This is a genomic window from Bradyrhizobium sp. SPXBL-02 (assembly GCF_051853065.1).
Lineage (GTDB): Bacteria > Pseudomonadota > Alphaproteobacteria > Rhizobiales > Xanthobacteraceae > Bradyrhizobium.
Genome location: NZ_CP182474.1, coordinates 8126841 through 8141927, shown reverse-complemented (window position 1 = coordinate 8141927; position 15087 = coordinate 8126841). Strand labels below are relative to the sequence as shown.

General features: G+C 65.6%; 11 protein-coding genes. 9 read left to right on the top strand and 2 right to left on the bottom strand.

The window, feature by feature from the left end:
• Positions 1 to 7: 7 nt before the first annotated feature.
• The 3 genes from ACNJYD_RS37790 to ACNJYD_RS37780 all read left to right on the top strand — a co-directional run bounded on the left by ACNJYD_RS37790 (position 8) and on the right by ACNJYD_RS37780 (position 3374).
• Positions 8 to 517, top strand: coding sequence for an OsmC family protein (locus tag ACNJYD_RS37790; protein ID WP_212255803.1), 510 nt, complete (start codon positions 8 to 10; stop codon positions 515 to 517).
• A 127-nt stretch (positions 518 to 644) separates the two neighbouring features.
• Positions 645 to 1445: a hypothetical protein gene (locus ACNJYD_RS37785; RefSeq protein ID WP_212255804.1), complete on the top strand. Its 801-nt coding sequence runs from the start codon at positions 645 to 647 to the stop codon at positions 1443 to 1445.
• 252 nt (positions 1446 to 1697) lie between these two features.
• Positions 1698 to 3374: a methyl-accepting chemotaxis protein gene (locus tag ACNJYD_RS37780; protein ID WP_212255812.1), complete on the top strand. Its 1677-nt coding sequence runs from the start codon at positions 1698 to 1700 to the stop codon at positions 3372 to 3374.
• A 103-nt stretch (positions 3375 to 3477) separates the two neighbouring features.
• Here the strand turns inward: ACNJYD_RS37780 and mutS are convergent, their stop codons facing one another.
• Positions 3478 to 6249 carry a DNA mismatch repair protein MutS gene (gene mutS / locus ACNJYD_RS37775; RefSeq protein WP_212255814.1) on the bottom strand — a complete coding sequence of 924 codons (2772 nt, stop codon included), beginning with the start codon at positions 6247 to 6249 and terminating at the stop codon, positions 3478 to 3480.
• 337 nt (positions 6250 to 6586) lie between these two features.
• Between mutS and pcaF the strand changes: the two genes are divergently transcribed.
• The 6 genes from pcaF (at position 6587) to ACNJYD_RS37745 (ending at position 13386) form a co-directional block, all read left to right on the top strand.
• Entirely contained in the window at positions 6587 to 7795 is a 1209-nt protein-coding gene (gene pcaF / locus ACNJYD_RS37770; protein ID WP_212255815.1) for a 3-oxoadipyl-CoA thiolase, read from the top strand.
• Between the two features lie 205 nt (positions 7796 to 8000).
• A complete protein-coding gene (locus tag ACNJYD_RS37765; protein WP_212255817.1) occupies positions 8001 to 8894 on the top strand; it encodes a dioxygenase family protein in 894 nt (297 codons plus the stop codon).
• Positions 8895 to 9018: 124 nt separating this feature from the next.
• On the top strand, positions 9019 to 9720 hold the full coding sequence (gene pcaH, locus ACNJYD_RS37760) for a protocatechuate 3,4-dioxygenase subunit beta (RefSeq protein WP_172788909.1): 702 nt from the start codon (positions 9019 to 9021) through the stop codon (positions 9718 to 9720).
• A gap of 1 nt (position 9721) precedes the next feature.
• Entirely contained in the window at positions 9722 to 10324 is a 603-nt protein-coding gene (gene pcaG, locus ACNJYD_RS37755) for a protocatechuate 3,4-dioxygenase subunit alpha (protein WP_260381325.1), read from the top strand.
• 241 nt (positions 10325 to 10565) lie between these two features.
• Positions 10566 to 12254, top strand: a complete 1689-nt coding sequence (locus tag ACNJYD_RS37750) for a methyl-accepting chemotaxis protein (protein WP_212255822.1) — start codon at positions 10566 to 10568, stop codon at positions 12252 to 12254.
• A 70-nt stretch (positions 12255 to 12324) separates the two neighbouring features.
• Positions 12325 to 13386, top strand: a complete 1062-nt coding sequence (locus tag ACNJYD_RS37745; RefSeq protein WP_212255824.1) for a phosphotransferase — start codon at positions 12325 to 12327, stop codon at positions 13384 to 13386.
• A 135-nt stretch (positions 13387 to 13521) separates the two neighbouring features.
• Here ACNJYD_RS37745 and ACNJYD_RS37740 read toward each other — a convergent pair whose 3' ends face one another.
• Positions 13522 to 15078, bottom strand: a complete 1557-nt coding sequence (locus ACNJYD_RS37740; RefSeq protein ID WP_439364948.1) for an MDR family MFS transporter — start codon at positions 15076 to 15078, stop codon at positions 13522 to 13524.
• Between the last annotated feature and the right edge of the window lie 9 nt (positions 15079 to 15087).

Sequence of the window (15087 nt, the reverse complement as noted above, 5' to 3'; positions counted from 1 at the left end):
GAACAAGATGGACGCCGCAGAGCTGCGCCAGATGCAGGCTCCGATCAAGGAGCGCTACAAGACCGATCCCAAGGCCGCGCTCATCACGCTGACGGCCAAGGGTTCCACCGACAGCGAAGGCATCGCCTGCAAGGTCGAGACCGGCCGCGCCATCGCGATGGCTGGTCTGCATCCCGCCACCGGCGGCTCCGGCCTCGAGCTCTGCTCCGGCGACATGCTGCTCGAAGCCCTGGTCGCCTGTGCCGGCGTCACGCTGAAATCGGTCGCGACCGCAATCGAGGTGCCCTTGAAGACCGGCAACGTCTACGCCGAGGGCGATCTGGACTTCCGCGGCACGCTCGGCGTCGACAAGGAGACGCCGGTCGGCTTCGCCGAGATCCGCCTGCGCTTCGAGGTCGACACGTCAGCGCCGCAGGACAAGCTCGATCTCTTGCTCAAGCTCACCGAGCGCTATTGCGTGGTCTACCAGACCATCAAGAACGGCCCGAAGGTTTCGGTGTCGATGCAGCGGATGTGAGGACGCAGGTCGTCATCCCACCAATTGGCGTCGTCCCGGGGCGCGCCGCTTCGCCCGCCCCGGAATGACGGACTGAATAACTTCGCTTTCTGTCCGGATCAGCGCGCCGCTTGCCCGGCACAAAAAAATGTCCCTCGACCTCCACGTCCTCCTCTTTCTCTTCCTGCGCATGGCGATCGCGGCGGCGTTCGTGGTGACGGCGTCGATCATCACCGAACGCTCGGGGCCGGTGATCGGCGCGCTGATCGCGACCCTGCCGGTGTCGGCGGGGCCGTCCTACGTCTTTCTTGCGATCGACCACGACGCCGCTTTCATCGCGCAGGGCGCGCTGGCGAGCCTGCCGGTCAATGCGGCGACGATCTTCATGTGCCTCACTTACGTTGTGCTGTCGCAGCGGCACACTCTCGTGGTGAGTTGCGGAAGCGCTTTCGCGGTGTGGATCGGGATGGCCTCGATCATCCGCCAGTTCGACTGGACGCTCACGGCCGGGCTTGCCGCCAATCTGATCGCATTCGGCATCTGCATTCCACTGCTCGCACGCTATCGCCATGTGAAGATGCCACTGGTGATGCGCCGCTGGTACGACGTGCCGATGCGTGCTGCGCTGGTTGCGACCCTCGTCGCCATCGTGGTGTCGACATCGAGCTGGGTCGGCCCGCGCATCAGCGGCATCATCGCACTCTTTCCCGTGGTGTTCTCCAGCATGATGGTGATCCTGCATCCGCGCATCGGCGGATCGCCGACCGCCGCCGTGCTCGCCAACTCCGCCTGGGGCCTGCTCGGATTTGGCATGGCCGTCGCCGTCCTGCACGTTGCAGTCGTGTGGTTCGGTTCCGCAGTCGGCTTGTGCGTCGCACTCGGGACCTGCGTGGCCTGGAATCTGACGCTGTGGTGGCGTGGACGCAGAAGGCTGCGCATCGAAACGTAAGTTGGTACGGGACCTTTGCGGTGCTCAGCCGGTAGTTCTGCGGTGTTTGACTGCGCGTTTCCGATAATGTCGTTAATTTAATCTTTGTGTCTTGACCCTACGCTTACTCGTCAGCTGTCGAGGCGGCCCCGTTGGATAACGGGGCAGAAGTTCCATCAGTACCAAAGTCGTAAACGACGAGCCGAAACGTCGAGCGCTAGCGCGACGCTGCGCGCGCCACGCATAATGATTTCTCAACGAGGAGACACCTGAATGTTCGGCCGTAAGTCCCACATTGATGCACAGGCGCGGCTCGATGCCATCGGCCGTTCGCAGGCGATGATCGAATTCAAACTTGATGGGACGATCATCACGGCCAACAAGAATTTTCTCGACGCGCTCGGCTATCGGCTCGAGGAGATCCAGGGCAAGCATCATTCGATGTTCGTGCCGGCCGACCAGCGCGACCGCGCCGAGTACAAGGCGTTCTGGGCCGCATTGAACCGTGGCGAGTATCAAGCGCGCGAGTTCAAGCGAATCGCGAAGGACGGCCACGAGGTCTGGATCGAAGCATCCTACAATCCGGTGCTCGACGGCGACGGCAAGGCGGTGATGGTCGCCAAGATCGCGACCGACATCACCGAGAAGAAGATCCGGAGCATGACGGACGCCTCGAAGATCGCCGCCAGCAGCCGTGCCCAGGCCGTCATCGAGTTCAAGCTCGACGGTACCATCGTCACCGCCAACGAGAATTTCTGCAAGGCACTCGGCTATTCGCTCGCCGAGATTCAGGGCAAGCATCACAGCTTGTTCGTGGCCGAGGCTGACCGCAACGGCGCTGCCTATCGCGAATTCTGGGCCAAGCTCAACCGCGGCGAATACCAGGCCGGCGAGTTCAAGCGTATCGGCAAGGGCGGCCGCGAGGTCTGGATCCTCGCTTCCTACAATCCGCTGCTCGACGAGAGCGGCAAGCCGTATGGAGTCGTCAAGTTCGCAACTGACGTCACTGCCGAGAAGCTGAAGACCGCCGATATCGCAGGTCAGATCGCGGCGATTGACAAGGCGCAGGCCGTGATCGAGTTCAACATGGACGGCACGGTCATCACGGCCAATGCCAACTTCCTGGGCGCACTCGGCTATTCGCTGGCCGAGATCAAGGGCAAGCATCACAGCATGTTCGTCGAGCCCAGTGAGCGCGACGGCGCCGCCTATCGGGAATTCTGGGCTGCGCTTGGTCGCGGTCAATACCAAGCCGGGGAATACAAGCGCATCGGCAAGGGCGGCAAGGAAGTCTACATCCAAGCCTCCTACAACCCGATCTTCGATCTCAACGGCAAGCCGGTCAAGGTCGTGAAATATGCCACCGACACCACCAAGCAGGTGCTGGTCCGCATGGGCAACGAGCGCGTTCGCGGCATGATGGAATCGGTCGCCGCCGGCTCGGAGGAGCTCAACGCTTCGGTGCGGGAGATCTCCGAGGCCATGACCAAGTCGCGCGAGACCGCGATGAGCGCCGTCGACCAGGTCGCCGCGGCCGATGCCCAGGCCCAGCGCCTCACCGAAGCCGCGCAAGCGATGAGCGGGATCGTCGAGATGATCAACAGCATCACCGGCCAGATCAATCTGCTCGCGCTGAATGCCACGATCGAATCCGCCCGCGCCGGTGAAGCCGGCCGCGGCTTTGCCGTGGTGGCGTCCGAAGTGAAGAGCCTTGCCAACCAGGCCAAGCAGGCCACTGACAAGATCGGCCAGGAAATCGGCAGCCTCAACGGCATCTCGGGTGACGTCGTTAGCGCACTCGGCTCGATCAAGCAGGCGATCAACAACGTCAGCGAATACGTCACCTCGACCGCCGCGGCCGTCGAGGAGCAGAGCACGGTGACCAACGAGATGTCGACCAGCATGCAGCGCGCGGCCGCGGAAGCCGCGGCGATCGCGGCGCGGGGGTAGGCGGGCATCGTAGGGTGGGTTAGCCGAAGGCGTAACCCACCTCTTCTATCTCCTCGGAAATGAAGATGGTGGGTTACGCTTCGCTAACCCACCCTACAGGCCATCACGGCTTCGGCAGCTTGGCCTTCAACGCATACAGCGCATCCAGCGCCTCGCGCGGCGACATCTCGTCCGGGTGCAGCGCCTTCACCGCCTCCATCAGCAGCTCCGCGTCGCTCGGCGGCGCGGCTTCAGTGGCGGCGCGTGAGGGCACCGCGAACAGCGGCAGATCGTCCACCAAGGCTCGCGCGGTCTGGCCGCGGTCCTGCGCCTCCAGCTTGGACAGCACCGATTTGGCGCGCGTGATCACCGCCGGCGGCAGGCCGGCGAGCTTCGCCACCTGGATGCCGTAGGAGCGGTCGGCCGAGCCCGGCAGCACCTCGTGCAGGAACACGACGTTGCCCTGCCATTCCTTCACCCGCACCGTGGCGTTGAACATGCGCGGCAGCTTGGCCGCGAGCGCAGTCAGCTCGTGATAGTGCGTCGCGAACAATGTGCGGCAGCGGTTGTTCTCGTGCAGATGCTCGATCGCGGCCCAGGCGATGGAGAGGCCGTCGAAGGTCGCGGTGCCGCGGCCGATCTCGTCGAGGATGACGAGCGAGCGCTCGCCGGCCTGGTTCAGGATCGCCGCGGTCTCGACCATCTCCACCATGAAGGTGGAGCGGCCGCGGGCGAGATCGTCGGCGGCGCCGACGCGCGAGAACAGGCGGTCGACGATGCCGATCCGCGCACGCGTGGCCGGCACGAAGCTGCCGATCTGCGCCATCAAGGCAATCAGCGCGTTCTGGCGCAAGAAGGTCGATTTACCCGCCATGTTGGGACCGGTGAGCAGCCAGAGCTGGCCTGCCCCCACCCTACCCTCCCCCGCTTGCGGGGGAGGGTAGGGTGGGGGTACAGGCGACAGGTCGCAGGCATTGGCGATGAACGGCTCGCCGTTGCGCTTGAGCGCCTGCTCGACCACGGGATGGCGGCCCGCCTCGATCGCAAAGCTGAGCGAGCCGTCGACCTCGGGCCGCACATAGTTCTCGTCGACTGCGAGCTTGGCCAGCGACGTCGCGACGTCGAGCAGCGCGAAGCCTTGCGCCGCGGCGCGCAGATCGTCGCTGATCGCGAGCGCCTTGCCACAGAGCCGCTCGAAGATCTCGAGCTCGAGGCCGAGCGCACGGTCGCCGGCATTGGCGATCTTGGCCTCGATCTCGCCGAGCTCGGCGGTGGTGAAGCGCACCTGTCCCGCCAGCGTCTGGCGATGGATGAAGGTCGCGTTCAGCGGCGGCGACATCAGCTTGTCGCCGTGCTGGGCGGTGACCTCGACGAAATAGCCGAGCACGTTGTTGTGCCGGATCTTGAGGCCCTTCACGGAGGTCGCGTCGGCGTAGCGCGCCTGCATCGAGGCGACCACGAGGCGCGATGCGTCGCGCAGGTTTCGCGCTTCGTCCAGCGCGGGCTCGTAGCCCTGGCGCACGAAGCCGCCGTCGCGCTTGATCAGCGGCAGCTGCTCGTCGAGCGCGCTGGCGAACTCGGCAGCAAGCTCGCGCGACGGCCGCTGCAGCGCCGCCATCACTGCCGCGATTTCCGGCGGCGGTTGATCCACCTCGGAGAGCCGCGTCAACACCTGGTCGGCGGCGATGATGCCGTCGCGGATGCCGGCGAGGTCGCGCGGCCCGCCGCGGCCGACCGAGAGCCGAGCCAGAGCGCGCGACATATCGGGCGCGCCGCGCAAAATGCTGCGGATGTCCTCGCGCGCGGCGGAATCGGCCACGAAGATGCTGACCCCATCTAGCCGCCGCGCGATCGCCGGCGCATCGGTCAGCGGCGCGGCCAGGCGCTGCGCCAGCAGGCGGGAGCCTGCCGAGGTCACGGTGCAGTCGATCGCGTCGAGCAGCGAGCCGCGGCGTTCGCCGGCGAGCGTCCGCGTCAGCTCGAGATTGGCACGCGTGGCCGGGTCGATCGCCATGGTCGCGCCCGAGGCCTCGCGCGCCGGCGGCGACAGCGGCGGATGCTTGCCGACCTGGGTGCGGTCGACATAGGTGACGGCGGCGGCCGCGGCGGTGGCTTCCAGGCGCGTCAGCTGCGCGAGCCCGTCCATGGTCGCGACGGCAAAGTAGTCGCACAGCCGCTTCTCGGCAGTGGCGCCGTCGAAGACGTCGCGGGTCAGCGGCGTCACCGCCGGCAGCTCGCGCAAGGTCTGCCCGAGCTCGTTGTCGCTATAGAGCGCGTCGGTGACGATCGCCTCGTTCGGGTTGATGCGCGCCAGGGTCGCGGCGAGCTCGCCGCCCGAGACCTCGGTGACCGTGAATTCGGCCGTCGAGATGTCGATCCAGGCGAGGCCGAAGCGGTCGCCGCCGGCGGACGAGCGTGCCCGCGCGATCGCCAACAGGTAGTTGTTGGCACGCGCATCGAGCAGCGTGTCCTCGGTCAGCGTGCCCGGCGTCACCAGCCGCACCACGCCGCGGCGCACCACGCTCTTGTTGCCCCGCGCTTTCGCCGCCGCGGGATCCTCGGTCTGCTCGCACACCGCGACGCGGTGCCCGGCGCTGATGAGACGATGCAGGTAATCCTCGGCGCGCTCGACCGGCACGCCGCACATCGGGATATCCGCGCCCTGGTGCTTGCCGCGCTTGGTCAAGACGATGCCGAGCGTCCTTGAAGCGATCTCGGCGTCCTCGAAGAACAATTCGTAGAAGTCGCCCATCCGGTAGAACAGCAGCAAGCCCTGATGCGCTGCTTTGATCTCCAGATACTGCTCCATCATCGGCGTGACGCGCGCGGCAGCCTCGGCCTGCGGCGCGGGCGTGTCGTCGGGCGGCGGAACAGGTATCGGTTGTTGCATGGTCATGGGCGGCGCAACCTACAAAATTTCGCCTGAGCGTCCTATCGGTTTGGCTGGGGAGGGCGGGTTTTCCACGCTGTCCGCATGGCGGGATGTGTGCGCCACACTCGGTCGTCATTCCGGGATGCGCCGATAGGCGCAGGCCCGGAATCCATAACCCCGGCTCGTGGTTATGGATTCCGGGCTCGCGACTTCGTCGCGCCCCGGAATGACGGCTGAGTTTCATGACATCGCTCGAATATGCCACCCGCGAAACCGTCAATTGACCTGCCGCAGGCGCGCTCCTAAAACTCCGCCGACATTGAAGAATTTGGCCGGATCGCGGCATTCAGGGAGAACAACGATGCGTGACGTCTTTATCTGTGATGCCGTGCGGACCCCGATCGGCCGTTTCGGCGGCTCGCTCGCCAAGGTGCGCGCCGACGATCTCGCCGCCGCCCCGATCAAGGCGCTGATGGCAAAACACCCCAAGCTCGACTGGGCACAGGTGGACGAGGTCTTCTTCGGTTGCGCCAACCAGGCCGGCGAGGACAATCGCAACGTCGCGCGCATGGCGCTGTTGCTCGCAGGCCTGCCGGATTCGGTTCCCGGCCAGACCTTGAACCGGCTTTGCGCCTCGGGCCTCGATGCGGTCGGTGCCGCGGGCCGCGCCATCCGTTCCGGCGAGATCGAGCTTGCGATTGCCGGCGGCGTCGAGTCGATGACCCGCGCGCCCTTCGTAATGGGCAAGGCGCAGGAGGCCTTCTCGCGCTCGGCCGAGATCTTCGACACCACCATCGGCTGGCGCTTCATCAATCCACTGCTGAAGGCACAGTACGGCGTCGATGCGATGCCCGAGACCGGCGAGAACGTCGCCGAGGAGTTCCAGGTCTCGCGCGCCGACCAGGACGCCTTCGCCATTCGCTCGCAGCAGCGTGCGGGCGCAGCGATCGCGGCGGGTTATTTCGCGGAAGAAATCACGCCCATCACGATTCCTGGCGGCAAGGCCGGTCCTGTTACGGTCGACAAGGACGAGCATCCGCGTCCCGAGACCACGCTGGAAGGTCTGGCCAAGCTGAAGCCGATCGTGCGCAATCCGGGCACCGTCACGGCCGGCAATGCCTCCGGCGTCAATGACGGCGCCGCCGCCATGATCCTGGCCTCGGAAGCCGCGGTGAAGAAGCACGGCCTGACGCCGCGAGCGCGCATCCTCGGGCTCGCCTCGGCCGGCGTGCCGCCGCGGATCATGGGCATCGGCCCGGTGCCGGCGACCCGCAAGCTGATGGAACGCCTCGGCAAGAAGATCAGCGATTTCGACCTGATCGAGCTGAACGAAGCTTTCGCCTCGCAGGGCATCGCCTGCATGCGCCAGCTCGGCGTCGCCGATGACGCCGATTTCGTCAATCCGCATGGCGGCGCCATCGCGCTCGGCCATCCGCTCGGCATGAGCGGTGCCCGTCTCGCGCTCACCGCCGTGCACGGCATGGAGAAGCGCGGCGGCAAGCTGGCGCTCGCCACCATGTGCGTCGGCGTCGGCCAGGGCGTCGCGGTTGCGATCGAAAAGCTGAATTAAGACTCCATCCTCCCCCTCTCCCCGTTCTTAGGGAGAGGGTTGGGGTGAGGGGCCTCTCTCCGCGGATGAGATGACCGTGGGACCTGTACCCCCTCACCCGGATCGCAAGGGCGATCCGACCTCTCCCCGCAGGCGGGGAGAGGTGAAGATTCCGGGGCCGCTCCTTTCACTCGCGCCCGGAACGACCGGATGGTGGGAGGTGGCCATGATCATCGAGCGCGAGAAGGACGTCACGGCCGCGGCACTGGCGGTGATGGAGCGGACATCCGATCCGCGGCTGCGCGAGATCATGGTCTCCCTGGTCAAGCATTTGCACGCCTTCGTGCGCGACGTTCGCCTGACCGAGAAGGAGTTCCGCGATGCCACGGCGATCGTGGCCGAGCTCGGCAAGCTGACCACCGACACGCATAACGAAGTCGTGCTGATGGCGGGGTCGCTCGGCGTCTCCTCGCTGGTGTGCCTGCTCAACAACGGCGATCAGGGCAATACGGAGACCGATCAATCATTGCTCGGGCCGTTCTGGCGGTTGAATTCGCCCCGGGTCGAGAATGGCGGATCGATCGTGCGCTCGGAAACGCCGGGGGCCACGCTGTTCGTCAGCGGCCGCGTCGTCGACAGGGACGGCCGGCCCGTCGCGGGTGCCGAGATCGATGTCTGGCACGCCTCGCCGGTCGGCCTCTACGAGAACCAGGACCCCGAGCAGGCCGACATGAACCTGCGCGGCAAGTTCATGTCCGATTCCGACGGGCGCTTTTCCTTCCGCTCGGTGATGATGGTCGGCTATCCCATTCCGACCGATGGTGTCGTCGGCCGCCTGCTCGAGGCGCAGGGCCGCCACCCCTATCGTCCCGCGCATCTGCACGCCCTGATCTTCAAGCCAGGATTCAAGGTGCTGATCTCGCAGGTGTATGATCCGAGCGACCCTCATATCGACAGCGACGTGCAGTTCGGTGTGACACAGGCTCTGATCGGCAAATTCGTGCGCCACGATACGCCGCATCCGACCGCGAAGGACGCCTCCGTGCCCTGGTATTCGCTCGACCATACCTACCGGCTCGAGGCCGGACAGGCCGTGCTTCCGCGTGCGCCGATCAGGTAGGGAGCGGCCGGCTGCCATGCGCGGGAACGCCGCTAAACCGGCTTTCCCAAATTAGTTATATCCTATAATGATTGGCAGAAGCGTTGACCGGCCGGACCTAAAATGGCCGGGGAGGAGTTCGCCAATGACATTCATCTATCCCACCGGCAGCAACGCGGCGCATCCGCTGCCGCTGTCGCCCGACTACAAGAGCTCGATCAAGCGCGCGCCGAACAAGCCCTTGATCCCGATGCCCCATACGCTGTCAGAGTTGACCGGACCGGTCTACGGCCACGAGACCGTGCGCGAGGGCGACAACGATCTCACCCGTCAGCACGCGGGCGAGCCGCTCGGCGAGCGCATCATCGTGCATGGCCATGTGCGCGACGAGGACGGCCGCGGCGTGCCGAACTCGCTCGTCGAGATCTGGCAGGCCAATTCCTGCGGCCGCTATGTCCATGTCCGCGATCAGCATCCGGCGCCGCTGGATCCGAATTTCACCGGCGCGGGTCGCACCGTGAGCGATGCGTCCGGCTATTATCGCTTCGTCACCATCAAGCCCGGCGCCTATCCCTGGGGCAATCACCACAATGCCTGGCGTCCCGCGCATATCCATCTCTCGGTGTTCGGCCATTCCTTCGTCACGCGGCTGGTGACGCAGATGTACTTCCCGGCCGATCCGCTGTTTCCGTTCGATCCGATCTTCAACTCGGTGCCGGACGAGAAGGCGCGGGCGCGGATGGTTTCCTCGTTCGACCTCGAGAACACCCAGCCCGAATGGGCGTTGTGCTACCGCTTTGACATCGTGCTGCGCGGCAAGAACGCCACGCCCATGGAGAACCACTAACGTGCAGGATTCTGTGAAGCCCGACGGGATCACCCCATCCCAGACCGTCGGTCCGTTCTTTAAATACGGACTGACGCCGACCGGCGAGTACGCGTGGAACGACGCATTCACCAACTCGACGCTGACACCCGATGTCACCGGCGATCGCGTTCGTATCGAGGGCCGTGTCTTCGATGGTGATGGCGTTGCCGTGCCGGATTGCATGCTGGAGATCTGGCAGGCGGATGCGCAGGGCCGCTTCGCCGATCCCCAGGACAAGCGCGCGCTGCCGAATGCGAGTTTCCGCGGCTTTGCCCGCTGCGGCACCGACAAGGACGGCAACTATTCCTTCGAGACCATCAAGCCGGGTGTCGTGCCCGATCCCGCTGGCAAGCCGCAGGCGCCGCACATCCTGCTTGCGGTGTTTGGCCGCGGCATGCTCAGGCATCTCTACACCCGCATCTATTTCAGCGACGAGGCCGGCAACGCCGCCGATCCCGTGCTGGCGCTGGTACCGGCTGACCGCCGGGCCACGCTCACTGCGGTCCGCGAGGCCGGCAAGCCGGTCTACCGGCTCGACCTGCAGCTGCAGGGCGACAACGAGACGGTGTTCTTCGACGTGTGAAGGCAGGGCGTGCCGGGGAAGATTGCTCTCCCGGCACGCACATCTCATTCAGCGCATCGATCAAACTCAAACGTTGTTCTGCGCGTTTGTGCGTCAGCCTCGCTGACTCAATACCGATGAGTTGACGTCAATTCCCGTATTTATGCGGGGCTCGCGAAATACAATTCCCGCGCGAATCAATCCCGTATTTACCGTAGTCGTCTAGGGTGGCGGAAGTTTCGACGCTGACCTGGATTGTTTCATGAAATTTCGTCTGTCCTTGTCCTCTGCGATCGTCGCGTTCGGCGTCGTTCTCGCCGTTGGTTTTGCCGCCATTGTTTCGACCAGCCTATACGCCCTGAAAGAGCTCAAGGTCGGCGGTCCGCTCTATTCCGACATCAAGCTCGGCAACGACCTCATCGCCGACATCCTGCCGCCGCCCGAATATGTCATCGAAGCCTATCTCGAGGCGACGCTGGCCATGCGCGAGCCGGATCAGCTAGCCGCCCATGGCGAGCGCCTGGTCCAGCTCCGCAAGGAATACGACGAGCGCAAGGCGTTCTGGGTCTCCTCCAGCCTCTCGGCCGACCTCAAGACCGCGCTGGTGTCGAAATCCGATGCGGAGGTGCAGAAATTCTGGAAGGCGTCGGATCAGCTCCTGCCGGCGCTCAAGGCCAAGGACATTGCGGCCTCCGAGCGCGCCTATGGGCAGCTCAAGGACGCCTATACCGCGCACCGCGCGGTCATCGACAGCATTGTCGATAGTGCGAACAAGCAGAATGCAGCCATGGAGAAGCTGGCCGCGGACCGCGACAGCGCGATGCTCTATATCCTACTCGGCGTCTCCGTTGCCGTCCTCGCCTTCGTTACCGCCGGCCTGCTGGGTGTTGCCCTCGGCGTGGTGCGCCCGATCGTGCGCATGACGGACACGATGCAGAAGCTCGCGACCGGCGATCTCGACGCCGACATTCCGTTCGCGCAGCGCCAGGACGAGGTCGGCTCGATGGCGGGCGCGCTTGTGGTGTTCAAGCAGGCGGCGGTCGAGAATTCCCGTCTGCGCGAGGAGCAATTGCGGCAGGAGCAGGCGGCGGCGCTCGCCAAGCGCTCGGCCCTGCACCAGATGGCGGAGACGGTCGAGCGCGAGACCGGACGCTCGGTCGATACCGCGACTGCGGCGACGCAGGGCGTGGAGCAAGCCGCCTCCGGCCTGTCGGAGATCGCAAAGTCGCTGTCGGCGCAGTCGCAGGCGGTTGCGGCGGCCTCGACGCAGGCGCTCGGCAGCTCGCAAGCCGTCTCGGCTGCGGCCGAAGAATTGAGCGCCTCGATCCGCGAGATCGCGGGCCAGGTGGCGCGGACCAGCAGCGTCACCAAATCGGCGGTCGCCGGCCGCGAGCAGGCGCGTTCGACCATTCAGGCGCTGGCCGGATCGGTGAAGAAGATCGCCGAGGTCTCCGATCTCATCGGCGGCATCGCGGGCCAGACCAACCTCCTCGCGCTCAACGCGACGATCGAGGCCGCGCGCGCCGGCGAGGCCGGCCGCGGCTTCGCGGTGGTTGCAGCCGAGGTGAAGTCCCTGTCAGACCAGACCGCCAAGTCGACCGAGGAGATCGGGCGGCTGATTGCCGAGATCCAGGCCTCGACCCAGGCCGCGGTCGACGCCGTCGAGGCCATGGGAGGCCACATCATCGAGATCGACGGCGTGGCGACCTCGGTCGCCGCCGCGATGGAAGAGCAGGATGCCGCGACCCGGGAGATCACGCGGTCGATTTCCGAATCGGCCTCGGCGGCGAAGGAGGTCTCGGCCAAGATCGGCGACGTCAGCCGCGATGCCGCCTCCGTCAACGCGCGCGCCGCGGATGTGAGGCAGGCGATCGCCGGGATGGCGGCCAATCTCGAGCAGCTGCGTTCGGTCGTCGTGCGGACCGTGCGCGACTCGACCGCGGCAGCCTGAGCCGGCGCGAGCCGCTGGTGCCCGGGCGGGTGATCGTGCAGTATGGCGTGGGACAGGGGCATCGTGGTTCATGACATCTCCACAATTGCCGGCGGTCGTTGAGCCCGCCCTACTGACGGCCGCGCTGCGCAGGGGCGGCGTGCTCGACGCCGGCGCTGTGCGCGAAGTGAAGGTGCTGCATCAGCGCGACACCGTGGTGTCACATATCGTCAGGCTCGGCCTGCGCTATGTCGGCGAATCCGCCGGTGCTCCGCAGTCGCTGATCCTCAAGACTCCCAATGCCGCGTTCGCCAAGCGCCTCGCCAATGGCGGCCGGCGCGAGGTGGAGTATTACACGCAGCTGGTCCCGCAGATGCCGGCGGGACTCGTGCCGCGCTGCTTTGACGGGCATTTCGACGAGGACAGCCTCGCCTGGCATTTGCTGCTGGAAGATCTCACCGACAGCCACGAGATCGCGACAACCTGGCCGGTGCCGCCGTCGCGCGAGCAGACGTTCGCCATCGTCACCACGCTGGCCCGCTGGCATGCAGCCTGGTGGGACCATCCGAGCCTCGGCGACACCGTCGGCACCTGGCCGAGTGTGGAGGACAGCGCGCAACGCATGGAGACGTTTGCGGGCCATTATGACCGCTTTGCCGATCTTCTCGGCGATCGCCTCAGCGAGGAGCGGCGGATTATCTACCGTCGGCTCATCGATCAGTCGGAGCGGCTGTCCCAGCGTTACCATTCACGCCGCCACCTCAGCATCACGCATGGCGATGCCCATGTCTGGAATTTCCTGCTGCCGCGCGCGGGCGTTGCTGACACCGTGCGCATCTTCGATTTCGATCTGTGGAGCATCGACGTTCCGGCCGACGACCTCGCCTACATGATGGCGATGCATTGGTATCCGGAACGCCGGCAGGCGCTCGAACGGCTGCTGCTCAACCTCTACCACGACGCGCTGATCGAGAGCGGCATCACCGGCTATACCCGCGGCGCGCTCGATCGCGACTACCGCTGGGCGGTGCTCTGGCAGATCACGCGGCCGGTCTGGCAGTGGAGCATCAACATCCCGCCGCTGATCTGGTGGAACAATCTGGAGCGGGTGTTCGCGGCCGTAGATGATCTGGGCTGCGAGGAGTTGCTGTAGCGCCGCTGTGTCCCGGGCGCGGTGCAGCGTGTAACGCTGCGCCGCAGAACCGGGACCCAGCGTGCCGCAAGCTGGGCCCCGGCTCAGCAGCGCATCACTGCGTGCTGCGCTGCGTCCGGGGCACGAGATCTCCCGCTACTCCATCACCGCATGTTCCGGCCCCGCCGCCTGCTTGCGCAGCGTGGCCTTGGTCGAGCCGATCAGCAGAGCGAGCGGGATGGTGCAGAGGACGAAGAGCATCACCAGCTGGTAGTCGTGTGCGAAGGCGATGATCTGCGCCTGCACGCTGACCATCCGGTCGGCCATGGCGCGGCCGGCGTCGGTGGAGAGATTGATCAGGCCGCTGACGCTGGGCATCTGCAGTGCGTGGTTGAACGGGTTGACGTGCTCGGAGAGGATCGCATAGGTCCGCCGCGTGCCCTGCGTCAGCTCGGCAATGACGACGGAAATGCCGACCGAGCTCGCGACGTTGCGCATCAGGGTCAACATCGCGGTGCCGTCGGTGCGCAGCTCGTTCGACAACGTCAGGAACGCCACGGTCGAGAGCGGCACGAAGACGAGACCGAAGCCAAAACCCTGGATGACGCTGACGGTGACGATCTCCGGCACCTGGGTCAGATCGGTCCAGCCTGTCATCTGGAACAGCGAGCCCGCCGTCAGCGTCAGGCCGGAGATGATCAGCGTGCGCGCCTCGAAGTAGCGCATCATGCGGCCGACCAGCATCATGGCGAAGAACGTGCCGATGCCGCGGCTCGCCAGCAAGAGGCCGGCGGTGATGATGGGATAGCCGATCACGTTCTGCATGTAGGGCGAGGCCAGCGCCATGGTCGAGAACAGCACGAGCCCCATCACGATCATGAACAGGCAGCCGGTGACGAAGTTGCGGTCCCGGAACAGGGCGAAGCGGATGAACGGGGTCGAGGTCGTGAAGGAGTGCGCGAGGAAGAAGTAGAACGCGACGGCCGAGACGATGAACTCCGCGACGATCTCGTTCGATTCCAGCCAGCCCAATTGCTCGCCGCGGTCGAGAGCGAGCTGCAGCGCGCCGATCGCCACCGCAAGCGCGGCGAAACCGAACCAGTCGAATTTGAGGCTGAGATTCTTCTCGGTCTCGTCCATGAAGACGATCAGCCCGAGCACGGTGATGGCGCCGAACGGCAGATTGACGAAGAAGACCCAGTGCCAGGAATAGGTCTCGGTCAGCCAGGCCCCGAGCGAGGGGCCCATGATCGGGCCCATCATCACGCCCATGCCCCAGATCGACATCGCCTTGGCGCGCTCCTGGAGCGTGTAATAGTCGAGCATGACCGATTGCGACAGCGGCACCAGGGCGGCGCCGAACACGCCTTGCAGCAGGCGGAACAGCACCATCTGGTTGATGTCCTGCGCGAGGCCGCACAGCACCGATGCCATCGTGAACCCGGCCGAGCAGATGATGAAGATGCGCTTGCGGCCGAAGCGGTTGGCGATCCACCCCACCGGCGCCGTCATGATCGCGGCGGCGACGATGTAGGAGGTCAGCACCCAGTTGATCTGATCCTGCGAGGCCGACAGCGTGCCCTGCATGTAGGGCAAAGCGACGTTGGCGATGGTGGTGTCCAGCGCCTGCATGATGGTCGCGGTCATGGCGCAGATCGTCACCATGTTCCGGCGCAGGCCGGGGACCATCAGGCTGGCATTGGGGCCGGACATCGCGCCAGT

Excerpts from the sequence above, each read along its gene's own strand:
- ACNJYD_RS37745 (WP_212255824.1), top strand. The coding sequence starts at position 12,325 with ATGACATCTCCACAATTGCCGGCGGTCGTTGAGCCCGCCCTACTGACG.
- pcaF (WP_212255815.1), top strand. The coding sequence starts at position 6,587 with ATGCGTGACGTCTTTATCTGTGATGCCGTGCGGACCCCGATCGGCCGT.
- ACNJYD_RS37740 (WP_439364948.1), bottom strand. The coding sequence starts at position 15,078 with ATGTCCGGCCCCAATGCCAGCCTGATGGTCCCCGGCCTGCGCCGGAAC.
- ACNJYD_RS37780 (WP_212255812.1), top strand. The coding sequence starts at position 1,698 with ATGTTCGGCCGTAAGTCCCACATTGATGCACAGGCGCGGCTCGATGCC.
- mutS (WP_212255814.1), bottom strand. The coding sequence starts at position 6,249 with ATGACCATGCAACAACCGATACCTGTTCCGCCGCCCGACGACACGCCC.
- ACNJYD_RS37785 (WP_212255804.1), top strand. The coding sequence starts at position 645 with ATGTCCCTCGACCTCCACGTCCTCCTCTTTCTCTTCCTGCGCATGGCG.
- ACNJYD_RS37750 (WP_212255822.1), top strand. The coding sequence starts at position 10,566 with ATGAAATTTCGTCTGTCCTTGTCCTCTGCGATCGTCGCGTTCGGCGTC.
- ACNJYD_RS37765 (WP_212255817.1), top strand. The coding sequence starts at position 8,001 with ATGATCATCGAGCGCGAGAAGGACGTCACGGCCGCGGCACTGGCGGTG.
- pcaH (WP_172788909.1), top strand. The coding sequence starts at position 9,019 with ATGACATTCATCTATCCCACCGGCAGCAACGCGGCGCATCCGCTGCCG.
- ACNJYD_RS37790 (WP_212255803.1), top strand. The coding sequence starts at position 8 with ATGGACGCCGCAGAGCTGCGCCAGATGCAGGCTCCGATCAAGGAGCGC.